At 71.8% G+C, this 22530-nt stretch carries 20 protein-coding genes and 1 tRNA gene; 10 read left to right on the forward strand and 11 right to left on the reverse strand.

The window, feature by feature from the left end; all coding sequences use genetic code 11:
• The first annotated feature begins 68 nt into the window (after positions 1–68).
• The 4 genes from OG906_RS20245 to OG906_RS20260 all read left to right on the forward strand — a co-directional run bounded on the left by OG906_RS20245 (position 69) and on the right by OG906_RS20260 (position 3141).
• On the forward strand, positions 69–770 hold the full coding sequence (locus OG906_RS20245; RefSeq protein WP_329444675.1) for a response regulator transcription factor: 702 nt from the start codon (positions 69–71) through the stop codon (positions 768–770).
• A gap of 96 nt (positions 771–866) precedes the next feature.
• Positions 867–1826: a UDP-glucose 4-epimerase GalE gene (gene galE, locus OG906_RS20250; RefSeq protein ID WP_329444677.1), complete on the forward strand. Its 960-nt coding sequence runs from the start codon at positions 867–869 to the stop codon at positions 1824–1826.
• Between the two features lie 208 nt (positions 1827–2034).
• Positions 2035–2199, forward strand: coding sequence for a hypothetical protein (locus OG906_RS20255; protein WP_267826073.1), 165 nt, complete (start codon positions 2035–2037; stop codon positions 2197–2199).
• 168 nt (positions 2200–2367) lie between these two features.
• Entirely contained in the window at positions 2368–3141 is a 774-nt protein-coding gene (locus OG906_RS20260; RefSeq protein ID WP_267796225.1) for a response regulator transcription factor, read from the forward strand.
• Here OG906_RS20260 and OG906_RS20265 read toward each other — a convergent pair.
• On the reverse strand, positions 3100–3597 hold the full coding sequence (locus OG906_RS20265; RefSeq protein ID WP_053679498.1) for a MarR family winged helix-turn-helix transcriptional regulator: 498 nt from the start codon (positions 3595–3597) through the stop codon (positions 3100–3102). The two genes, OG906_RS20260 and OG906_RS20265, sit on opposite strands and share 42 nt — an antisense overlap.
• Positions 3598–3771: 174 nt before the next feature.
• Between OG906_RS20265 and OG906_RS20270 the strand changes: the two genes are divergently transcribed.
• Both OG906_RS20270 and OG906_RS20275 read left to right on the forward strand, forming a co-directional pair.
• Positions 3772–4629 (forward strand): trans-aconitate 2-methyltransferase, encoded by an 858-nt coding sequence (locus OG906_RS20270; protein ID WP_329444683.1) that lies wholly within the window; start codon positions 3772–3774, stop codon positions 4627–4629.
• Positions 4630–4631: 2 nt separating this feature from the next.
• Positions 4632–5021, forward strand: coding sequence for a VOC family protein (locus OG906_RS20275; protein ID WP_329444685.1), 390 nt, complete (start codon positions 4632–4634; stop codon positions 5019–5021).
• A gap of 81 nt (positions 5022–5102) precedes the next feature.
• Here the strand turns inward: OG906_RS20275 and OG906_RS20280 are convergent, their stop codons facing one another.
• From OG906_RS20280 to OG906_RS20290, 3 genes are all read right to left on the reverse strand, one after another.
• Complete coding sequence (locus tag OG906_RS20280; RefSeq protein WP_329444686.1) at positions 5103–6857, reverse strand: FG-GAP repeat domain-containing protein; 1755 nt, start codon at positions 6855–6857, stop codon at positions 5103–5105.
• Between the two features lie 240 nt (positions 6858–7097).
• Positions 7098–7772, reverse strand: coding sequence for a TetR/AcrR family transcriptional regulator (locus tag OG906_RS20285; protein ID WP_053679491.1), 675 nt, complete (start codon positions 7770–7772; stop codon positions 7098–7100).
• Positions 7769–8749: an acyl-CoA desaturase gene (locus tag OG906_RS20290; RefSeq protein WP_267796221.1), complete on the reverse strand. Its 981-nt coding sequence runs from the start codon at positions 8747–8749 to the stop codon at positions 7769–7771. The genes OG906_RS20285 and OG906_RS20290 overlap by 4 nt, the downstream gene beginning before the upstream one ends.
• A gap of 421 nt (positions 8750–9170) precedes the next feature.
• Between OG906_RS20290 and ppc the strand changes: the two genes are divergently transcribed.
• The gene (ppc, locus tag OG906_RS20295; RefSeq protein WP_267796246.1) at positions 9171–11864 is read left to right on the forward strand and encodes a phosphoenolpyruvate carboxylase; all 2694 of its coding nucleotides are present in this window, start codon (positions 9171–9173) and stop codon (positions 11862–11864) included.
• Positions 11865–11931: 67 nt separating this feature from the next.
• Here ppc and pth read toward each other — a convergent pair whose 3' ends face one another.
• The 5 genes from pth to OG906_RS20320 form a co-directional block, all read right to left on the reverse strand.
• Positions 11932–12522 carry an aminoacyl-tRNA hydrolase gene (pth, locus tag OG906_RS20300; RefSeq protein WP_053679488.1) on the reverse strand — a complete coding sequence of 197 codons (591 nt, stop codon included), beginning with the start codon at positions 12520–12522 and terminating at the stop codon, positions 11932–11934.
• Positions 12523–12613: 91 nt separating this feature from the next.
• On the reverse strand, positions 12614–13195 hold the full coding sequence (locus OG906_RS20305; RefSeq protein ID WP_329444690.1) for a 50S ribosomal protein L25/general stress protein Ctc: 582 nt from the start codon (positions 13193–13195) through the stop codon (positions 12614–12616).
• Between the two features lie 192 nt (positions 13196–13387).
• Entirely contained in the window at positions 13388–14365 is a 978-nt protein-coding gene (locus OG906_RS20310; RefSeq protein ID WP_053679484.1) for a ribose-phosphate diphosphokinase, read from the reverse strand.
• Between the two features lie 134 nt (positions 14366–14499).
• Complete coding sequence (gene glmU / locus OG906_RS20315) at positions 14500–15945, reverse strand: bifunctional UDP-N-acetylglucosamine diphosphorylase/glucosamine-1-phosphate N-acetyltransferase GlmU (protein ID WP_329444692.1); 1446 nt, start codon at positions 15943–15945, stop codon at positions 14500–14502.
• A gap of 108 nt (positions 15946–16053) precedes the next feature.
• A tRNA-Gln gene (locus OG906_RS20320) sits at positions 16054–16125 on the reverse strand.
• 204 nt (positions 16126–16329) lie between these two features.
• Here OG906_RS20320 and OG906_RS20325 point away from each other — a divergent pair.
• Positions 16330–17589, forward strand: a complete 1260-nt coding sequence (locus OG906_RS20325; protein WP_329444694.1) for a sensor histidine kinase — start codon at positions 16330–16332, stop codon at positions 17587–17589.
• Between the two features lie 70 nt (positions 17590–17659).
• On the opposite strand, the gene OG906_RS20330 is transcribed toward OG906_RS20325, so the two are convergent.
• Together OG906_RS20330 and OG906_RS20335 are read right to left on the reverse strand one after the other, a co-directional pair.
• Positions 17660–18178 carry an SUKH-3 domain-containing protein gene (locus tag OG906_RS20330; RefSeq protein WP_267796217.1) on the reverse strand — a complete coding sequence of 173 codons (519 nt, stop codon included), beginning with the start codon at positions 18176–18178 and terminating at the stop codon, positions 17660–17662.
• Positions 18179–18183: 5 nt separating this feature from the next.
• Positions 18184–18714 (reverse strand): YwqJ-related putative deaminase, encoded by a 531-nt coding sequence (locus OG906_RS20335; RefSeq protein ID WP_267796216.1) that lies wholly within the window; start codon positions 18712–18714, stop codon positions 18184–18186.
• 241 nt (positions 18715–18955) lie between these two features.
• Between OG906_RS20335 and OG906_RS20340 the strand changes: the two genes are divergently transcribed.
• Together OG906_RS20340 and OG906_RS20345 are read left to right on the forward strand one after the other, a co-directional pair.
• Entirely contained in the window at positions 18956–19951 is a 996-nt protein-coding gene (locus tag OG906_RS20340; RefSeq protein WP_329444697.1) for an SMI1/KNR4 family protein, read from the forward strand.
• A 7-nt stretch (positions 19952–19958) separates the two neighbouring features.
• Positions 19959–22403 (forward strand): SUKH-4 family immunity protein, encoded by a 2445-nt coding sequence (locus OG906_RS20345; RefSeq protein WP_329444699.1) that lies wholly within the window; start codon positions 19959–19961, stop codon positions 22401–22403.
• Positions 22404–22530 lie beyond the last annotated feature (127 nt).

Genomic DNA, 22530 nt, shown 5'->3' on the forward strand with positions numbered 1-22530 from the left:
TAACGAGGACGCCCCGTCGAACAAGCGTGTAGCTTGCCGGGTCAGAAGGATCGGGGGAGGGTGCCCTCATGGGCGTACGGGTCATGGTGGTCGACGAGCACCGGCTGCTGGCCGAGGCGCTCGCCTCGGCCCTGAAACTGCGCGGCCACCGGGTGCTCGCCGCGGCCGCGCCGGCCGTCGGCGCGGCCGAACTGGTCATCAACCGGTCCCCGGACGTCTGTCTCTTCGGCACCGCGACCCCCGCCGAGCCCGGCGTCTTCGAACCCGTCGTCCGCATCAAGCGCGAGCGCCCCCAGATCGCCGTCGTGGTCCTGGGACCGGTGCCGAGCCCGCGCGGGATCGCCGCCGCCTTCGCCGCCGGCGCCTCCGGGTACGTACGCCACGACGAGCGCATCGAGGGCGTGGAACGGGCCCTCGCCAAGGCGCGGGCGGGGGAGGTCGCGATCTCCCCGCAGCTGCTCCAGGGCGCGTTCGGGGAACTGCTCAACCCCGCCGCCCAACCCGACGACGAGGGCAGCCGGTTGCTGCGGCTGCTCACCCCGCGCGAGATCGAGGTGCTGGTCCGGGTCGCGGAGGGCGAGGACACCCGGCTCATCGCGGCGGGCATGGCCATCGCGCCGAGCACCGCCCGTACGCACGTGCAGCGGGTGCTGATGAAACTGGGCGTGGGCTCCCGGTTGGAGGCGGCCGCGCTGGCCGCCCGTACCGGCCTGTTGGACCGGGCGATCCCACCGGCACGGTCCATCTCCCCGTTCTCCGAACCCGGTTGAGGCGCGGGCCGCTGATTTCCCCGGTGCGCGTGCATCGGGTAAGCCAGGGGCAGCGCGCGTTCCCCGCGTGCGTCCCCGACACGAGGCGGTAGACGAGTGAGCAAGTACCTGGTCACGGGCGGAGCCGGATACGTGGGCAGCGTCGTGGCCGCCCACCTGCTGGAGGCGGGCCACGAGGTCACGATCCTCGACAACCTGTCCACGGGCTTCGGGGAGGGCGTCCCGGCGGGCGCCACCCTGATCAACGGGCGGATCCAGGACGCCGCCGAGCACCTGGACCCGTCCTTCGACGCCGTCCTGCACTTCGCGGCCTCCTCGCAGGTCGGGGAGTCCGTCGCCGATCCCGGGAAGTACTGGGACAACAACGTGGGCGGCACCCTCGCCCTGATGACCGCGATGCGCGACGCCGGCGTGCGCAGGCTGGTCTTCTCCTCCACCGCCGCCACCTACGGCGAGCCGGTCGACGGCCCGCTGACCGAGACCTCGGTGACGGCCCCGAGCAATCCGTACGGCGCGTCGAAGCTGGCCGTCGACCACATGATCGCGGGGGAGTGCGTCGCGCACGGCCTGGCCGCGGTGTCGCTGCGCTACTTCAATGTGGCGGGCGCCTACCGGGGGTTGGGCGAGCGCCACGACCCCGAGACCCACCTCATCCCGCTGGTCCTCCAGGTCGCCCTCGGCGAACGCGAGGCGATCGCGGTGTACGGCGAGGACTACCCGACCCCCGACGGCACCTGCGTACGCGACTACATCCACGTCGCGGACCTCGCCGAGGCCCATCTCGCGGCCCTGCGCGTCGCCACCGAGGGCGAGCACCTGATCTGCAACCTCGGCAACGGCAGCGGGTTCTCCGTCCGCGAGGTCGTCGACACCGTCCGCCGGGTCACCGGCCGCGAGATCCCCGAGGTCGTCGCCCCGCGCCGCCCGGGGGACCCGGCGGTCCTGGTGGCCTCGGCGCGCACCGCCCGCGAGCGGCTGGGCTGGACCCCGACCCGTTCGGACCTCACCAACATCGTCACGGACGCCTGGAACTTCGCCCGCGAGCGGCGCTCCTGACCGACCGGCACCGGCACCGGCACCGGCACCAACCGACACCGACACCGACACCGGCACCGGCACCGACCGGCATCGGTCCCGCCCGTGCGCGCGGTCCACGCCCCTCGCGCCTCCCCGGCGCGGGGGGCGTGCGCGTGTGAGGATTCGCGCCGCGTACGGGCGCTCCGCGCGGGCGCCCGGCGTGCGTGAGCCGGGTGAAATGCACCCCGTGCAACTGCCCGTGGCACGGGCCGGTCCGGAAAGCCGATTCCGAACCGGCCCGATGGTCGAAAACAAGCCACCGCAGGGGCTGTTCTGGACGACCGCGCCGGAAAATCGCTCGAAAAACTTCTGCTATTCGGCCAACCGCGAGACCGTGCCGGCTCTACGCTGAAGCGTGACGCCGGTGGGGGCCGGTGTTGATTCAGGGGTCGAGACAAGTCGGGTACGACGTCCGGTCTGGGTAGTGCAGAGATGTCTCGGCGGCGGCCGCGGCGACTGCGGATCACCCGGTCCGGGCGCCGTACCCGCCGTCGTCCGTTCCCCGACCCTTGGGGGTTTTGTGGTTCGTATCCGGGTTCTCGTGGTCGACGATCACCGCATCTTCGCCGAATCTCTCGCAGCCGCGCTCGCGGCCGAGCCCGACGTGGACGTGTCCGCGGCGGGCAGCGGTCCGGCCGCCTCGCGCTGCCTCGAACGCGCGGCGGCCGAGGGCCGCCGCTTCGACGTCCTGCTGGTGGACGCCGACCTCGGTGCCACCGTCGGAGCCGTGCCCACGCAGCGCGAACCGGGCTCCGGCCCGCCGGCGCCCGGGCCCGGCGCGGACGGGATCGCGTTGGTCGCGAACGTGCGGGTGGCCCATCCGGGGGTGCGCACGGTGGTCCTCGCCGAGCGCGACGACCCCCGCCGGGCCGCGCTGGCGCTCCAGGCCGGGGCCTCCGGCTGGGTGGCGAAGGACTGTTCGCTGTCCCGGCTGCTGGCCGTGATCCGGGGCGTGCTCCGCGAGGAGACGCACCTGCCGCCTGCGCTGCTCACCGGAGTGCTCCGCGAGCTGACGGCGGCGCGCAAGCACCGCACGGACAGCGAGCGCCTGGTGGAGTCCCTCACGCCGCGCGAGCACGAGGTGCTGCGCTGCATGGTCGCGGGGCTGGGCCGCAAGGACGTGGCGGCGAGGCTGTTCCTGTCCCCGCACACCGTCCGCACCCACATGCAGAACGTGCTGGGCAAGCTCGGGGTGCACTCCACGCTGGCGGCGGTGGCACTGGCCCGGAGGGCCGGTGTGAGACCGGCCGAACTAGCCGGGGATGTTGTCGAACGGAGCGGTCAGCCGGCGTAGCAGTCCGGCGAGGTCACCGCGCTGGCCCTGGGAGAGCTGGGCGAGGATCGCCCGCTCCTGGGCCAGCAGTCCGGCGAGCGACTGGTCCGCGCGGTCACGCCCCTCGGCGGTGAGCCGGACCAGGACGCCGCGCCGGTCGTTGGGGTCGGGCAGTCGCTCGACGAGGCCCTTCTTGGCGAGCCGGTCGATGCGGTTGGTCATGGTGCCCGAGGTGACGAGGGTCTGCGTCAGGAGCTGACCGGGAGAGAGCTGGTAGGGCGCGCCGGCGCGCCGCAGCGAGGTCAGTACGTCGAACTCCCACGGCTCCAGGCCGTGCTCGGAGAAGGCGAGCCTGCGGGCGCGGTCGAGGTGACGCGCGAGCCTGCTCACGCGACTCAGTACCTCGAGCGGTTCCACGTCGAGGTCAGGGCGCTCCCGCCGCCATGCCGCGACCAGTCGATCGACCTCGTCCTCCATGTCGATCAGTGTAAGGGGTCTGTCGACGTGAAGTCTCTTCAGTTCGAGAATCTCAAGCCTGGATATCTTGCGACCATGTCTCTTGACGTCAAGATATAAATGGGGTGACGATGGGAAGGGAGGGGCCGATACCGATTCCGCTTCCGATCGCCCCACCAGCAAGGAGGCTCGCACATGCATTCCGACACCGCCCCGGCCCGGATCCCCGCCCCCGGCTCCCCCTCCACGCCGACCTGGGACCCCCAGCAGTACCTGCGCCACGCCGGGCACCGCGCGCGGCCCTTCCTGGACCTGCTGAACCGCATACCCGAGCTGCCCGCCCGGCCCGCCCGGATCGCCGACCTGGGCTGCGGCCCCGGCAACGTCACCGCACTGCTCGCCGAGCGGTGGCCCGAAGCGCGGATCACCGGCTTCGACCTCTCCCCGGAGATGCTCCGACGGGCCGACGAGGAGTACGCCGGCCCCACCGCCGGCGGCGGCCGGCTCGACTTCCGCCACGGCGACCTCGCGCACTGGTTCCCCGAGGAGACGTACGACCTGATCGTCTCCAACGCCGCCCTCCAGTGGGTGCCCGGCCACCCGGGCTCCTTCGCCTCCTGGGTCAACGGACTGCGGCCCGGCGGCACCCTCGCTTTCCAGGTCCCCGGCAACTTCACGGCCCCCAGCCACCGCATCCTCGCCGAACTCTGCGACACCCCGCGCTGGCGCGACCGCCTCGCCGGCCACGGCGCGCGATACGTCCATCTGCTGGAACCTGCCGAATATCTCGCCCGATTGATCGAACTCGGCTGCTCCGCGGACGTCTGGGAGACCACCTACCATCAGCTGCTGACCGGGACCGATCCGGTGCTCGACTGGGTCAAGGGCACCGCCCTGCGCCCGGTGCTCACCCGGCTCGGCGACGACCGGGCCGCCGTGGACCTGTTCCTCGACGAGTACCGCGAGGCGCTGCGGGAGGCCTACCCGCCCGGCCCGCGCGGCACCGTCTTCCCGTTCCGCCGCATCTTCGCCGTCGCCCGCAAGGAGGCCTGACCGTGCTCACCGCCGTCGACCACGTCCAACTCGCCGCACCACCCGGCGCCGAAGACCTGCTCCGGGCGTACTACTCCGACGCCCTCGGCATGTCCGAGCTGCCCAAACCGCCCGTCCTCGCCGGCCGGGGCGGCTGCTGGTTCGCCGCCGGCGCCGTCCAACTGCACCTGGGTGTCGAGGAGGACTTCCGGCCCGCGCGCAAGGCCCACCCGGGACTGCGGGTCACCGACATCGAGGCGTACGCGCGCCGCCTGCGCGAGCACGGGGCCGAGGTCGTCTGGGACGACGACCTGCCCGGATACCGCCGCTTCTTCTCCTCCGACCCCGTCGGCAACCGGCTCGAATTCCTGGAACCGCACCACCCGGAACCCTGTCTGGAGGCCGCGGGCTGACCCGGCACGCCGACCCGAACGACGGCGCCCCGCCACCGGAGACCGGTGGCGGGGCGCCGTCGTGCACGGGGTGCGCGGAGATCAGAGGAGTTCCGCGTACGTGTTCCAGCCGCCACCGAGGGTGGTGCGGCCCTTGAAGGTGTTCAGACCCTTCTCGCCGGTCGCCGAGTAGACGTAGGCGACACCGGCCGAGTCCACGCCCACCAGGTCCGTGCGACCGTCACCGTTGATGTCGCCGGCCGCGGTGAGCTTGCCGAAGCCGTTCCAGCCGCTGCTGCCGATCTTGACGCGGTCGCCGAAGGGGGCGGCGGTGTTGCCGGTGCCCGGGTAGGCCCACAGGGCGCCGTCGGTGCCGCGGGCCAGCAGGTCCGCGCGACCGTCGCCGGTCACGTCCCCGGCGCCGATCAGCTTGTTGTAGATGCCCCAGCCGGCGCCGAGCTTCACCCGGTTCGCGAAGCCCTGGCCATTGCCGCCCTTGCCCGGGTAGAGCCACAGGACGTTGGACTTGTCCCGGGCGAGGAGGTCGCCGTAGCCGTCGCCGGTGAGGTCGCCCACGCCCGCGAAGCTGTTGTAGATGTCCCAGCCGCCGCCGAGCGGGTGCTCGCCGTCGTACATGTCGCCGCCGTCGCGCCACAGCATGTCCGGGGTGGACGTGGTGGTCAGCGAGGAGACCAGGGTGATGCCGTAGTCGGCCACCGGCCAGCCGGCGTCGTCGGAGATCTGCTTGCGCGGGGCGAACGTACCGTCACCGTAGGCGCCGTAGCCGAACAGCGTGCCGCCGGCGGTTCGGCCCCACAGCATGGACTTGCCGTGCGCGGGAATGCCACCCTGACCGGCGAACAGGCCGATCGACCGCCAGCCCTTGCCCATGTCTTGGGGGTTGCCGAGCACCCCGTTCGCGTCGGCGGCGTACAGCCGGCTCTGGCCGCTCACGGTGCGGGCCAGTACGAGGCCCTGACCGTTGCTGTCGTTGAGCGGGACGATCTGGTTGAAGTCGTTCCAGCCGGTCCCGGTCCGGACGCTGTCGCCGAAGGGCGCCGCGGCGGAGCCGGTGCCCTTGTAGAAGTACATGACGCCGGCCGCCGTGGTGGCCACGACGTCGGTCTTGCCGTCGCCGTTGTAGTCCGCGCCACCGATGAGCTGGGTGAACGCGCCCCAGCCGGCGCCGAGCAGGACCCGGTTGCCGAAGGGGACGTCGTAGCCGGCCTTGCCCGTGCCCGGGTAGAGGTACAGCTGGCCGTCGTTGGTGCGGGCCAGCAGGTCGGCGTTGCCGTCGCCCGTGAGGTCGCCGGCGCCGAACACCTTGTTGTAGATGTTCCAGCCGCCACCGCTCCACATGGCACCGCTGGTACCGCTGGTGGAGTACGCCTCGGTGAGGGAGAGGCGACCGGTGACCGTCAGGCGCAGCAGCTCGGGCCGGCCGTTGTGGTCGAGGTCGCCGACCGGGATGACGTCCTTGAAGTCCTCGGCGGAGTCCGTCTTCGAGACGTCGAACGTGGTGTCCGCCTCGCTGGGCCCCGAGACCTTGAGGTAGGACGTGCCGCTCAGACCGCGGTACAGGATGTCGTCGGCGCCGTCGCCGTTCACGTCGAACAGGTTCCAGGCGGAGCCGGCGGCGGCGTTCGCGCCGGCCGCGAGGCGCTGCTTCTGCTGCGTGGCGGCCTTCGGCTTGCCCGTCGGCAGGTGTCCGGGGACGCGGTCGTCGGCGGTGACCCTGGGGGTCGGGGTGACGGGCTTCGGCAGCCCGGTCGCCGAGGCCGCGGAGGCCAGCAGCATGCCCGTGGCGAGGGCGGTGGCGGTGCAGGCCGCGAGGCGACCGGAGCGCGTGATGCGCATGAAAGACAAGAGGTCTCCCTGTAAAAAAGCAGGCGAAACCGGGTCGAATGTACCCGCGCGGAGGCGCGCTGAAGCGCGTCGCATCGCACGTGAGGTCTCATTCCCCCCCGGGAAGTAACCGAACAGTACAGCCGGGCGGCGCACGGCAGTAGCCATTTGAGGCCCCGTTTTGATCACGTTCAGAACGCACGGTGCCCGGGCCCCCGGGCCCGGGCACCAACCGCTCCGCGGCGGGTTCGATCAGCTCTTGCGGTGACCCACCAGCCGCGGCTTCGCCTCCAGGTTCTCCAGCCCGTGCCAGGACAGGTTCACCAGGTGCGCGGCGACCTCGGCCTTCTTCGGCTGCCGCGTCTCCAGCCACCACTGCCCGGTCAGCGCCACCATGCCCACCAGGGCCTGCGCGTACAGCGGCGCCAGCTTCGGATCGAAGCCCCGGGCCTTGAACTCCAACCCGAGGATGTCCTCCACCTGAGTGGCGATGTCACTGATCAGCGACGCGAACGTGCCCGTCGACTGCGCCACCGGAGAGTCCCGGACCAGGATCCGGAAACCGTCCGTGTAGTTCTCGATGTAGTCCAGCAGCGCGAACGCCGCCTGCTCCAGCAGCTCCCGCGGATGCCCGGCGGTCAGCGCACCCGTCACCCCGTCCAGCAGCTGGCGCATCTCCCGGTCCACGACGACCGCGTACAGGCCCTCCTTGCCGCCGAAGTGCTCGTACACCACCGGCTTGGACACCCCGGCCTTGGCCGCGATCTCCTCCACCGACGTGCCCTCGAAGCCCTTCTCGGCGAACAGGGTGCGGCCGATGTCCAGCAGTTGCTGACGCCGTTCGGCGCCCGTCATCCGGACCCGGCGGCCGCGCCGGGGCTTGTCGCTGCTGGAACTGCTGCCGTCGATCGCCACGTCCCCCATCATGCCGCGTTCGAGGACTTTTCCTTGCGCCGGGCGTCGATGCGCGCCTCGGACGGCCACCGCACGTCAGAGGCCCAGCCCAGCTGCTCGAACCAGCGGATCAACCGGGCGCTGGAGTCCACCTGCCCGCGCAGCACGCCGTGCCGGGCCGACGTCGGATCGGCGTGGTGCAGGTTGTGCCAGGACTCGCCGCACGACAGCACCGCCAGCCACCACACGTTGCCACTGCGGTCGCGCGACTTGAACGGACGCTTGCCCACCGCGTGGCAGATCGAGTTGATCGACCACGTCACGTGGTGCAGCAGTGCCACGCGCACCAGCGAGCCCCAGAAGAACGCCGTGAACGCGCCCCACCAGGACATCGTCACCAGACCGCCGACCAGCGGCGGCAGCGCCAGCGAGAACATCGTCCAGTAGATGAAGTCCCGCGAGATCCGCCGGATCGCCGGATCCTTGATCAGGTCGGGCGCGTACTTCTGCTGGTCGGTCTGCTCCTCGTCGAAGAGCCACCCGATGTGCGCCCACCACAGGCCCTTCATCAGCGCCGGCAGCGTCTCGCCGAACCGCCACGGCGAATGCGGGTCGCCCTCGTGGTCGGAGAACTTGTGGTGCTTGCGGTGGTCGGCCACCCAGCGCACCAGCGGACCCTCCACCGCCATCGAGCCCATGATCGCCAGCGCGATCCGCAGCGGCCGCTTCGCCTTGAAGGAACCGTGCGTGAAGTAGCGGTGGAAGCCGATGGTGATGCCGTGGCAGGCCAGGAAGTACATGAACACCATCAGGCCGACGTCCAGCCAGCTCACCCCCCAGCCCCAGGCCAGCGGAATCGCCGCCAGCAGGGCCACGAAGGGGAGGGTGATGAACAGCAGCAGGGCGATCTGCTCGACGGAACGCTTGTTCTCGCCGCCGAGCGTCGCCGACGGTTCGGGCGTATCGGAGGGCGCGGACGCGTCCTCGATCAGATCGGAACTGATGGTCACAGTGATCCCCTGGGGGTGAGGGAGACGGCAGGTGCCCTTACGGGGGACCCTACGGACCCGTAAGTTACGGCATCGTAAGTATGGCAAAGGTCCCGTGCGGGGCAAGAGGGCCGCGGGTCGGCGGTCGAGTCGGACAAACCGCCGCTACCGTCCGGTACGCACGGCTCTGCCGGGGCACCGGCGCGGGACACCTATCCTGGTCACGTCGGACAGCGCGGTCCGCACGGGCAGCCCGAGCTGCGCACCAGCGGGGACACCCCCGGACGAGATCCGGGAGGCGCCGCGGCGCACGGCAGGGAGCCCACCGCCCAGTAGCGCTCGAACACTGCAAGGAGCCGCACCTGTGAGCAGTGCTGACCAGGCCCCCCAGGCCCCCGTCACCCAGGCCGACACCGACCGGGCCGAAACCGCGAACGCCGAGCTGCGCGCGGACATCCGCCGCCTCGGAGACCTCCTCGGGGAGACCCTCGTACGCCAAGAGGGCCAAGACCTCCTCGACCTCGTCGAACGCGTCCGCGCGCTCACCCGCACCGACGGCGAAGCCGCCGCCGAGCTGCTCGGGGACACCGACCTGGAGACCGCCGCCAAGCTGGTGCGCGCCTTCTCCACGTACTTCCACCTCGCCAACGTCACCGAGCAGGTGCACCGTGGCAAGGAACTGCGCGCCCACCGCGCCGCCGAGGGCGGGCTCCTCGCCCGTACCGCCGACATGCTCAAGGACGCCGACCCCGAGCACCTGCGCGAGACGGTCAAGAACCTCAACGTCCGCCCGGTCTTCACCGCGCACCCCACCGAGGCGGCCCGCCGCAGCGTCCTCAACAAGCTGCGCCGCATCGCCGCGCTCCTGGAGGAGCCCGTCACCGGCGCGGGCGACCGCCGCCGCCACGACCTGCGCCTCGCCGAGAACATCGACCTCGTCTGGCAGACCGACGAGCTGCGCGTCGTGCGTCCCGAGCCCGCCGACGAGGCCCGCAACGCCATCTACTACCTCGACGAGCTGCACGCCGGCGCCGTCGGTGACGTCCTCGAAGACCTCGCCGCCGAACTCCAGCGCGTCGGCGTCGAGATCCCGGCCGGCACCCGCCCGCTCACCTTCGGCACCTGGATCGGCGGCGACCGCGACGGCAACCCGAACGTCACCCCCGACGTCACCCGGGACGTGCTGATCCTCCAGCACGAGCACGGCATCACCGACGCCCTCGAACTCGTCGACTTCCTGCGCGGGCTCCTGTCCAACTCCATCCGCTACACCGGGGCCACCGAGGAACTCCTCGACTCCCTCCAGGCGGACCTGGAACGACTCCCCGAGATCAGCCCCCGCTACAAGCGGCTGAACGCCGAGGAGCCCTACCGCCTCAAGGCCACCTGCATCCGGCAGAAGCTCGTCAACACCCGCGAGCGCCTCGCCAAGGGCACCGGCCACGAGGAAGGCCGCGACTACCTCGGCACCGCCGAGCTCCTCACGGACCTCACCCTCATCCAGACGTCCCTGCGCGAACACCGCGGCGCCCTCTTCGCCGACGGCCGCATGGACCGCACCATCCGCACCCTGGCCGCCTTCGGGCTCCAGCTCGCGACCATGGACGTGCGCGAGCACGCCGACGCGCACCACCACGCGCTCGGCCAGCTCTTCGACCGGCTCGGCGAGGAGTCCTGGCGCTACGCCGACATGCCCCGCGACTACCGCGGCAAGCTCCTCGCGAAGGAGCTCCGCTCCCGTCGGCCCCTCGCGCCCACGCCCGCGCCGCTCGACGCCGCCGGACAGAAGACCCTCGGCGTCTTCGGCGCCATCAAGGACGCCTTCGAGAAGTTCGGCCCCGAGGTCATCGAGTCGTACATCATCTCGATGTGCCAGGGCGCCGACGACGTCTTCGCCGCCGCCGTCCTCGCCCGCGAGGCAGGCCTCATCGACCTCCACGCCGGCTGGGCCAAGATCGGCATCGTGCCGCTCCTGGAGACCACCGACGAGCTCAAGGCCGCCGACGTCATCCTCGACGCCATGCTCGCCGACCCCTCCTACCGGCGCCTCGTCTCCCTGCGCGGCGACGTCCAGGAGGTCATGCTCGGCTACTCCGACTCCAGCAAGTTCGGCGGCATCACCACCAGCCAGTGGGAGATCCACCGCGCCCAGCGCCGGCTGCGCGACGTCGCCCACCGCTACGGGGTCCGCCTGCGCCTGTTCCACGGCCGCGGCGGCACCGTCGGCCGCGGCGGCGGCCCCTCGCACGACGCGATCCTCGCCCAGCCCTGGGGCACCCTCGAAGGCGAGATCAAGGTCACCGAGCAGGGCGAGGTCATCTCCGACAAGTACCTCGTCCCGTCCCTGGCCCGCGAGAATCTCGAACTGACCGTCGCGGCCACCCTGCAGGCCTCCGCCCTGCACACCGCCCCGCGCCAGTCCGACGACGACCTCGCCCGCTGGGACGCCGCGATGGACACCGTCTCCGACGCCGCGCACGGCGCCTACCGCGCGCTCGTCGAGGACCCCGACCTGCCGGCGTACTTCTTCGCCGCGACCCCCGTCGACCAGCTCGCCGATCTCCACCTCGGGTCCCGGCCCTCCCGCCGCCCCGACTCCGGAGCCGGCCTCGACGGCCTGCGCGCCATCCCGTGGGTGTTCGGCTGGACCCAGTCCCGCCAGATCGTGCCCGGCTGGTACGGAGTCGGCTCGGGCCTCAAGGCCCTCCGCGAGGCCGGCCAGGACATGGTCCTCAGCGAGATGGGAGAGCGGTGGCACTTCTTCCGCAACTTCCTGTCCAACGTCGAGATGACCCTGGCCAAGACCGACCTGCGGATCGCCCGGCACTACGTGGACACCCTCGTCCCCGACGAGCTGAAGCACGTCTTCGCCCGCATCGAGGCCGAACACGAGCTGACCGTCCGCGAGGTACTGCGCATCACCGGCGGACACGAGCTCCTGGACTCCCACCCGGTGCTCCAGCAGACCTTCGCCGTCCGTGACGCCTACCTGGACCCGATCTCCTACCTCCAGGTCTCCCTGCTGGCCCGCCAGCGCGCCGCGGCCGAGCGCGGCGAGGAAGCCGACCCGCTGCTCGCCCGAGCCCTGCTGCTCACCGTCAACGGAGTCGCCGCCGGTCTGCGCAACACCGGCTGACGCACCCCGCAGACGCGAAGGAAGCCCCCGCCGGATCGGCGGGGGCTTCCTTCGCGTGTGGCCTCCGTCAGGAGTTGTAGGTGGACTGCGCGCGCTCCAGACCCTCCTGGATCAGACACTCCACCGCGTCCGCCGAACGGTCGACGAACCAGTCCAGCTCCTTGCGCTCCGTGGACGAGAAGTCCTTCAGCACGAAGTCCGCCACCTGCATCCGGCCTGGCGGCCGGCCGATGCCGCAGCGGACCCGGTGGTAGTCCGGCCCCATCGCCTTCGTCATCGACTTCAGGCCGTTGTGGCCGTTGTCCCCGCCGCCCAGCTTCAGGCGCAGCGTCGGGTAGTCGATGTCCAACTCGTCGTGGACCGCGACGATCCGGTCCAACGGAACCTTGTAGAAGTCGCGCAGCGCCGTCACCGGGCCGCCCGACAGGTTCATGAACGACATGGGCTTGGCCAGCACCACCCGACGGTTCGCCGGGCCGGGCGGGCCGATCCGGCCCTCGACCACCTGCGCCCGCGCCTTGTGCGCCTTGAACTTGCCGCGCATCCGCTCGGCCAGCAGGTCCACGACCATGAACCCGATGTTGTGGCGGTTGCCCGCGTACTCCGCCCCGGGGTTCCCGAGACCGACGATCAGCCAGGGGGCCGTGTCGTCCGACATCAAAAAGCTCCTTAACGAAGACGACCGCCGTCCCGCTCCAGTGGAGCCGGACGGCGGTCGTTCAGCAAGTGCCGAGAGGGGAGGGAGAGGCTCAGGCCTCGGTGGCCTCGGCCTCGGCGGTCGGCTCCTCGGCCTGCGGGGCGACGACCTGGAGGACGGCGATGTCGCCGTCGACGGCCAGGGTGGTGCCCTTCGGGAGGACCAGGTCCTTGGCGTGGATGGTGGCGCCGGCCTCGAGGCCCGCGATGGAGACGGTGACCTCGGTCGGGATGTGGGTGGCCTCGGCCTCGACGGAGATGGTGTTCTGGAGGGTCTCCAGCATGTTGCCGCCGGCGGCCAGCTCGCCCTCGGTGACGATCGCGACGTCGACGGTGACCTTCTCGCCCTTCTTGACGATCAGGAAGTCGACGTGGGAGATCGTGCGCTTCAGGGGGTGCTTCTGCACGGCCTTCGGGATGACCAGCTCGGTGCCGGCGTCGCCGAGGTCCAGGGAGAGCAGGACGTTCGGGGTGCGCAGCGCCAGCTGAAGGGCGTGGGCGTCGACGTTGACGTGCTTCGGGTCGGTGCCGTGGCCGTAGATGACGGCGGGGGTCAGGGCGTCGCGACGCGCCTGACGGGCAGAGCCCTTGCCGAAGGTGTCACGGAGCTGGGCGGAAAGCTTGACCTCGGACATGCTCACTCCTCGTGGGGTGACGGAAATGGACGACAGTCACCCGGCCGGAACGGCCTGCTACGAAGAGCGCGTCGATAACGGAGCGCCGGCACCCGTGTGAACAGGTACGGCCTCCCTCGCCGAGCAACTCGTGGAGTCTACCCGGCCGGGAGGCCGTACCCAAAAGGATCTACCGCGCAGCGGCGGGAGCGCCTACTGCTGCTCCTCGAACAGGCTGGTGACCGAGCCGTCCTCGAAGACCTCGCGCACGGCGCGCGCGATCATCGGGGCGATCGACAGCACCGTGATCTTGTCGAGCTCCAGGTCCGACGGGTCGGGCAGGGTGTTCGTGAACACGAACTCGCTGACCTTGGAGTTCTTCAGGCGGTCGGCCGCGGGGCCGGACAGGATGCCGTGCGTGGCCGTCACGATGACGTCCTCCGCGCCGTGCGCGAACAGCGCGTCGGCGGCGGCGCAGATGGTGCCACCCGTGTCGATCATGTCGTCGACCAGGACGCAGACGCGGCCCTTGACCTCACCGACGACCTCGTGGACGGTCACCTGGTTGGCGACGTCCTTGTCGCGGCGCTTGTGCACGATGGCCAGCGGCGCGTCCAGACGGTCGCACCAGCGGTCGGCCACGCGCACGCGACCGGCGTCCGGGGAGACGATCGTGAGCTTGGTGCGGTCCACCTTGGCGCCGACGTAGTCCGCGAGGACGGTGAGGGCGGACAGGTGGTCGACCGGGCCGTCGAAGAAGCCCTGGATCTGGTCGGTGTGCAGGTCGACGGTCAGGATGCGGTCCGCACCGGCCGTCTTCAGCAGGTCCGCGACCAGGCGCGCCGAGATCGGCTCGCGGCCCTTGTGCTTCTTGTCCTGGCGGGCGTACCCGTAGGACGGGACGATCACGGTGATGGAGCGGGCCGACGCGCGCTTCAGCGCGTCGATCATGATCAGCTGCTCCATGATCCACTTGTTGATCGGAGCCGTGTGGCTCTGGATCAGGAAGCAGTCCGCGCCACGAGCCGACTCCTGGAAGCGGACGTAGATCTCACCGTTGGCGAAGTCGAAAGCCTTGGTCGGCACGAGACCGACACCCAACTGGTGTGCGACCTCCTCGGCCAGCTCGGGGTGGGCGCGGCCGGAGAAGAGCATCAGCTTCTTCTCGCCGGTCGTCTTGATCCCGGTCACAGCACTGTCTCCTCAGACGTGTGGAAAGCTGCTCGCCCCCGTGCGCGTCCGTCCCGCACACGGTGAGCCAGCCGAATTGCGTGCACCTATCACGGTACGCCGTCCAGGGCGCACCTGTTTCCGGTCAGTTCACCTCAACGGCCGTCGGAGTCCTCCGGGGCCACCGACTGGGCCGCCGTCGCCGCGGCGCTCCCCGGACGCTTGCGGGCCACCCAACCCTCGATATTCCGCTGCTGGCCACGGGCCACGGCCAGCGCGCCGGCCGGGACGTCCTTCGTGATCACCGAGCCGGCCGCCGTGTAGGCGCCGTCCCCGATGGTGATGGGCGCCACAAACATGTTGTCCGAGCCCGTCTTGCAGTGTGAACCGATGGTCGTGTGGTGCTTGTTCTCGCCGTCGTAGTTCACGAACACGCTGGCCGCGCCGATGTTCGTGTACTCGCCGATGGTCGCGTCGCCCACGTACGAGAGGTGCGGCACCTTGGTGCCCTCGCCGATGGTCGCGTTCTTCATCTCGACGTAGGTGCCGGCCTTGGCCTTCAGGCCGAGGTTCGTCCCCGGACGCAGGTACGCGAACGGGCCGACGGACGCCGACTCGCCGATCACGGCGGTGTCCGCCACCGTGTTGTCGACGCGCGCCCGGGGGCCGACCCGGGTGTCCTTCAGGCGGGTGTTGGGGCCGACCTCGGCGCCCTCCGCGATGTGCGTGGCACCCAGGAGCTGCGTACCCGGGTGGATGACCGCGTCCTGCCCGAAGGTGACCGTCACGTCCACCAGCGTGCTCGCCGGGTCGACGACGGTCACGCCGGAGAGCATCGCGTTCTCCAGCAGGCGCGCGTTCAGCAGGGCCCGCGCCTGGGCGAGTTGCACCCGGTTGTTGATGCCGAGGATCTGACGGTGGTCGGCGCCGACCGCCGCGCCGACGCGGTGGCCGGCCTCGCGCAGGATGCCGAGCACGTCGGTGAGGTACTCCTCGCCCTGGCTGTTGTCCGTGCGGACCTTGCCCAGCGCGTCGCTCAGCAGGGCCCCGTCGAACGCGAAGACCCCCGAGTTGATCTCACGGATCGCGCGCTGCGCGTCGGTGGCGTCCTTGTGCTCGACGATCGCGGTGACGGCGCCGTCGGCGCCGCGGATGATGCGGCCGTAGCCGGTCGAGTCGGGCACCTCGGCGGTCAGCACGGTGACGGCGTTGCCGTCGGCCTCGTGCGTGGCGGTGAGTTCGGCGAGGGTCTCGCCGGTCAGCAGCGGGGTGTCGCCGCAGACGACGACCACGGTGCCGGCCTGCTCGCCGCCGAGTTCTTCGAGGGCCATCCGGACGGCGTGTCCGGTGCCGTTCTGCTCGTACTGGACGGCCGTGCGGACATCGGCGTCGATGTCGGCGAGGTGCGCGGTGACCTGCTCGCGTGCGTGGCCGACGACGACCACGAGGTGTGCGGGGTCGAGCTCGCGCGAGGCGGCGACGACGTGACCGACGAGCGAACGCCCGCTGATCTCGTGCAGAACCTTCGGTGTGGCCGACTTCATGCGGGTGCCTTCACCCGCTGCGAGTACGACGACGGCTGCCGGGCGGGTTGCGCTCACGGGGGTGCCCTTCGGCTTCGGGGGTGGACCCGTGAAGGATAGCCGGGGGCCGGGGGGCGGAAACGAAGCCGGGTCCCGACCGGAGGTCGGGACCCGCATGTGTGAAAGCTCCCCCGCCAGGACTCGAACCCGGACATAAGGCACCAAAAGCCTCAGTGCTGCCAATTACACCACAGGGGATCAACCGTGACTTGACCGGACATTACTCCCTGGTGGTCGAGTCGACGAGACCTACTATGCCGCACCACCACCCCTCATCGCGACGGTATGGATCGGTGCCTTGCAGTACGCGCGTCGCGCGGCGCGCGTGAGGGGTGTCGCACCCCCTCGTCCCCGGGAATTTCGCTCGCCTGCCGACCGGGGCCCCTGCGTAGGCTGGACGGCATGACCAGTACGGGGGAAGAGCGGGACGGGATGGGGCGCGACGGCCCCTGGTGGTGGGAGAGGCGGCGGAGCGCCGCGCTGGACGTGGGACTCGGTGCGGTGTCCGCCGCCGAGTGCGCCGTCGAGGGGGTGCCCTTCGCCCACGAGGCCGGCATTCCCGTGGTCCTCGGGGTGCTGTTCGGGGTCGTGGTGGGGGCCACGCTCGTGCTGCGACGCAGGTGGCCCATCGCCGTGGTGCTGGTGGCCGTCGCCGTCACCCCCGCCGCGATGGGGTTCCTCCTCGCGGTGGTGGGCCTGTACACGCTGGCCTCCTCCGACGTGCCCCGCCGGATCACCGCCACGCTCGCGTCGATGTCGCTGGCCGGGACGTTCGTCGTGATGTACATGCGGACGCGCGGGGACGTGGAGGCCGACGGGACGCTCGTCGTCGTGCTGTCCGTGTTCGTTGCGGTGGCGCTGACCGTGCCGCCGGTGCTGCTCGGGCTGTACATCGGGGCGCGCCGCCGGTTGATGGAGAGCCTCCACGAACGCGCGGACTCGCTGGAGCGGGAACTGTCGCTGTTGGCGGACCGCGCCGAGGAGCGGGCCGAGTGGGCCCGCACGGAGGAACGGACGCGGATCGCGCGCGAGATGCACGACGTGGTCGCCCACCGGGTGTCGCTGATGGTGGTGCACGCGGCGGCCCTCCAGGCGGTGGCCGCGAAGGACCCCGTGAAGGCCGTGAAGAACGCGGCCCTGGTGGGCGACATGGGGCGGCAGGCGCTGACGGAACTGCGCGAGATGCTGGGCGTGCTGCGGGCCGAGTCGCCGAAGCCGGCCAGTGCCTCCCTGGCGCGGCCGGCGTTGGTGGGGATCTTCGAGGACGGGCCGTCGATGGACGAACTGGAGGCGCTGGTCGGGCAGTCCCGCACGGCGGGGATGGTCGTCGAACTGGACGTGCGGGGCGAGTGCCCCGGCTATCCGGCCGAGGTCGAACAGACCGCGTACCGGGTGGTGCAGGAGGCGTTGACCAACTGCCACAAGCACGCGCCGGGCGCGAAGGTCGTCGTACGGCTGGCCCACCGGGACGGCGAGGTGGCCATGCAGGTGGAGAACGGGCCGTGTGACGGCAAGGCCGCCGAACCGGGACTGCCCAGCGGCGGCAACGGCCTGGTGGGGATGCGCGAACGGGTGCTCGGGCTCGGCGGGGTGTTCGTCTCGGGGCCGACGGACGACGGCGGCTTCAAGGTGTCGGCGGTCCTGCCGCGCGAGCGGCGGTAGGGGACGACTTCCCCGCACGCGGGCACCCGGAGGTCGGGGGAGCGGGCGGCCCCCCGACCCCCGACCGGGGTCAGCCCGTGGTGAGACGGACCGGCTGGAGACCCGTGAGGAGCAGGGCCAGCGCCTCGTCGAGGCTCGCGCCGAGGAACCAGTCGCCGGTGTGGTCGATGCCGTAGACACGGCCCTCGCGGTCGATGGCGAGGTGCGAGCCCCCGTCGGTCTCGGAGCCGAGCGGGCTCAGCTCGGTCGACAGGGCGCGGCCGAGGTCGCAGAAGGTGCGGGCCAGGTGGAGCCCGGTGAGCGGGTCCAGGCGTACGCGGGCGGGGGCTATCTGACGGCCGGGCCCGGGCCCGGCCACGGTCAGACCGCCGAACTCGGCCCAGGCCTCGACGGCCGCCGGGAAGACGGTGTGCCGGTGCCCGGCGGGGGTGGTGTGGTCGCGCAGGGCGTCGGCCCAGTACTCGGCCTGCTTGATGTCCCAGCGGCCCGGCTCCCAACCGGCGGTGCGCAGCGCGGAGTCCACCGGCCCCGGGAAACGGGTCGCCGAGGAACGGTCGTAGGAGGCGGACGAGGGGGACGAGGTGCTCATGGCGGCTACTCGGAGTGGGTGAGGTCGACGGAACGTACGCCGAAGTGGGCGAGGAGGGCGTCGCAGGAGCGGCACGGGGGCGCGTAGGTCCCGTGGAGCGGGTCGCCGTCCTCGCGGATGCGGCGGGCGGTGATCCTGGCCTGTTTCAGGGAACGGCGCGCCTCGCTCGCCGTCAGCGGCTTGCGGGAGGCGCGCTTGCTGCGGGCGCCCTCGACGCCGGCGAGATGGCGGGAAAGGAGCATCGCTTCCGGACATCGGCCGGTGAACCGTTCCCGCTGTCCGCTGGTGAGGGTGTCGAGGAAGTCCTGGACGAGCGGGTGCAGCACGGGTGGCTGGTCGGCCTTCCCGGCGGTGCCGGTGAGGGTCTCCCCGCGTACGGACAGGGCGGCGGCGACGGTGGGGAGGATGCCGTCGCGCCGGAAGCGGAGCACGGGGACGGCGGGGCCGTCGGTGCTGCTCCAGCGCAGGCGGGGATCGCCGGCGGGGCCGGCTTCCGTCGGTTCCGTCCGGTCTGTGCGTGTTGCCGTGTTCTGCATGCTGCGTGTTCCCTCCCGTGGCGGCGGTGCGGGCCGCTGTCGCGCACGCCCCCGTGCTGCGGGGACAGCCTGTCAAATGTCCCCTGTGGTGGGGAAGCGGGGTCGAATATTCGTATCAATTCGGCTCTTCCCACCCCATGTGAGGGGGTGTAGCCGGCATGCTGCTTCGGCTGCGGGTGAGCCCCTTGCCCGAGCACATAGGCTGTGGTGAACCAGCCAGATCCAGCAGGGGGCTACCGCCATGACGACAGGTCGGCTCGGGCAGCAGGCCGCGCCACCCAACGCCGCTTACTCGGGGCAGGTCGTGCATTTCCCGGACCCGGTCCGGGCCGCTCGGCATCCCCACGGAGTACGGATCAGCGGGGACGGGCATCCCGATTTCTCGCCCTACGCGCGCGCCGCGGTGGAGATCGCCGAGCCGCCGGAGGGCTTCGGCGTGGACGAGCTGCGCCTGACGGACTACGTGTCCGCCAACGCGGCGATGCGGGAGGCGGGCCACGAGCTGTGGGACACCGTCGGCCCGGTGGCGACCCCGCACGGATGGACCTGGCACCACGTGGCCGGGACGCGGCGGATGGAACTGGTCCCCGTCGAGGTGAAGGCACTGCTGCGGCACCACGCCGGACTGACGACGGCGCCCGTGGACCACGAGAAGCGCGGCACGCGCCCCCTCCAGGAAGTGCGCCCGGCGCACCTGGGACTGCCGAAGTCGGTGGTGTCGGTGTCCGAGCAGCAGGTGCAGGGCGTCGAGGAAGACCTCGGTTACCGGCTGCCGGAGGCGTACCGGTCGTTCCTGAAGGCGGCGGGCGGCTGCGCGCCGGTGGGCGCGGGCCTGGACGTGGACCTCGGGGTGCTGGTCGACCAGCCGTTCTTCACGGTGCGCGAGGAAGCGGCCGTCAACGACCTCGTCTACGTCAACAAGTGTCTGCGGGACCACCTGACGAAGGACTACCTGTGCGTGGCCTTCGCGCAGGGCGGTCTGCTCGCGGTGAAGGTGAAGGGCGAGGAGATCGGCTCCGTGTGGTTCTCTCCGTACGACGACGCGCGCGACCGGGACGGCTGGTCGGTGCAGGAGCGCGTGGAGCGACTGTTGCTGCCGTGCGGTGCCGATTTCGACGCCTTCCTCGAACGTTTGGCGGGTAACCCGCCGGAGCTGGAGACGGTGGCCGGTCTGATGGTGGACGGCGGATTCGCTCGTTCGGTTCCGGTGGCGGGTTCCGCGCCGGTGGAGGGGTGACGGCGCGATGGTGACGTTCGCACAGGCGCAGGAACGCGCCGAGGAGTGGATCAACGGGGACGTGCCCGCGTACCAGCACCGTGAGGTGCGGGTGCGGGAGTTCGGGCTGGGCTTCGTGGTGTGGGCCGAGGACCGGGCGGCCGGTCCGGTGTCCGGTGGCGGCCGGCAGCGGCTGGTCATCGCGCGGGACAGCGGTGAGGTGACGCTGTGGCCGGGGCTGCCGGTGGGTGAGGTGATCCGGCGGTACGAGGAGGAGTACGGGGCCGCGACCGCTCCGGCGGGGTCGGAGGCTTCGGTTCCGCCGCCGCGGATCGATTCGGAACAGACCTCGTTCATGCTGAGCCCGCCCGAGTGGTTGCAGGAGGCGGCGGACCGTGCGGGGATCCCGCGGGCACCGGCCGAGGCCTCGTCGGACGCGGGCCCGTCGTCGGATGGGGGAGCCGCTCCGGCGGAGTCCGTCGACGCGCTCGGGAGCCCTTCCGCTCCCGCCACCCCGGCCCCCGACGCCCCCGGCGACGTCGTGCCGTTGCGGCGCGGCGGCGAGGTCCCGTACGAGCCGACCGCCAACGACGGGGTCCCGGTCGGGGCCACGCCGTGGGCCGGCACCGATGTGAACTCCGGCGCGGACGAGGGCTCCGTACCCCTGCCGGCGACGGTGTTCGCGCCGCCGCTGTCCGGGTCGGACCTGGAGGACGCGCCGGCCGCGGCGGCCCCCGACGCGCAGACACAGCTCATGGCCGGTGGCAGCCGGCTGCCGCGGACCGCGGTCGTGCCCGCCCTGGGGCACGGGCCGGACGCGGGTGACATCGCCGACGCGCCGACGAGCAAGGCCCAGCTCTCCCGGCCGGGTTCGGGCGCGTCCGTGAGCCCGCCCGGACCGCCCGGTGCGCCCGGAGCCTCCGCTCCGGGACAGCCGCCCGTCCCGCCGACGCCTCCGGGTCCGCCCGGGGCTCCGGGTGCGCCCGGTGGTTCCGGTTCCGCCGGTTCTTCCGGCGCGGGGATCGACCATGCCGCGACGATGTTGGCGGGTCCGGCCGTCGTGCAGCCGCCGAGGCCGCCGGGTGCGCCCGGTGCGCCGCAGCCGCCCGGTGTGCCCGGTGCCGGGGTGGATCACGCGGCGACGATGCTTGCGGGTCCGGGTGTGGGTCCGGCGGGTCCTGGTGCGCCGACGCCTCCGGGTCCGCCCGGGGCTCCGGGTGCGCCCGGTGGTTCCGGTTCCGCCGGTTCTTCCGGTTCTTCCGGCGCGGGGATCGACCACGCCGCGACGATGTTGGCGGGTCCGGCCGTCGTACAGCCGCCCCGACCTCCCGGTGCGCCCGGTGCGCCCGGTACTCCCGGGGGCGGGACGCCGCACCACGCCGCGACGATGCTCGCCGGCCCCGGCGCACCCCAGCCGCCCGGTCCGCCCGGCGCGCCCGGCGCGCCCGCCGGTCCGGCGCCGCAGCCCGTGGCACCGGCGCCCGCCGCGTCCGGCGTGCCCACCGTCGGCCCCGGCTACCAGGCCGTGCTGCGCTACCGTGCGCCCGACGGCTCCGAGCAGCAGCTGATCCGCCGCTCGGCGCCCGGCACCCCCCACCCCGAGTGGCAGATCCTGCACGAGCTGCGCGCCATGAACGTGCCGCCGCAGCAGGTGCTGGAACTACACACGGAGTTGGGGTCCTGCGAGCTGCCCGGCGGCTACTGCGCGCGGATGATCCGCGAGACCTGGCCCCAGGTCCGGATCACGAGCGTGGCCCCGTACGGAACGGACCACGCGAGCCGTCAGCAGGGCATGCGCCACCTCATCACCCACCAGAGCGAACTCCACCAGGTGGCGGACGGTCCGGCGCGCCCCGCACCGGTACGGGCCCCGCTGCCGCAGGTCCCGCTCCAGCCGGCGATCCCGTTGGACGCGATCGCGCAGGAGCTGGCCGGGGCGTTCGGCCCGCAGGGCGTGTTCCGCTTCGACCAGCGGGCCGTGTCCCGACAGGGCGTGCCGGAGATCGTGGCGCAGACCCTCATGTGGTCGGGACTGCCGGTGGACTTCGGCCCGTTCTTCTGGGCGCAGGCCGTGCCCGGCCAACCGGTGCCGACACTCGCCGAGTTGGCGGCGCAGCGACAGGTGCAGCCGGCGTCGGACGCGGGCTCGTACCTCGTCGTCGGAAGCGACTTCGGCAAGGCGCTCTGCGTGCAGTACGGGACGGCGCACATCGTGGCGGTCCCGGTGGAGGCCGGGCCGGGCGGTGCGCCGGTACCGCCGCAGTTCGTCAACTCCAGCCTGCCGCAGTTCGTGCGGTCGCTGGCGATGCTGGGGCACATGTGGCGGCTGCGCCAGCACCTGACGCCCGAGCAGGCGGGACGCTGGACGGTCGATTTCCAGACGAATCTGGCGGGCCTCGACAGCGCGGCGCTGGCATCGCCGGAGAGCTGGTGGTCGGTGCTGCTGGAACAGATGTGGGACGGACTCCTCTGACCCGAGGGTCGGTGTTATGGCCGGGCCGGAACCCTCGAACGGGGTTCCGGCCCGGCCATTCCGGCTTCTGCTCGCAAATGACGCATCCTTGACAGGAATCCCCGCGAGAGAGGCGCTTCAGGATGAG

This window comes from Streptomyces sp. NBC_01426, assembly GCF_036231985.1.
Classification (GTDB): domain Bacteria; phylum Actinomycetota; class Actinomycetes; order Streptomycetales; family Streptomycetaceae; genus Streptomyces.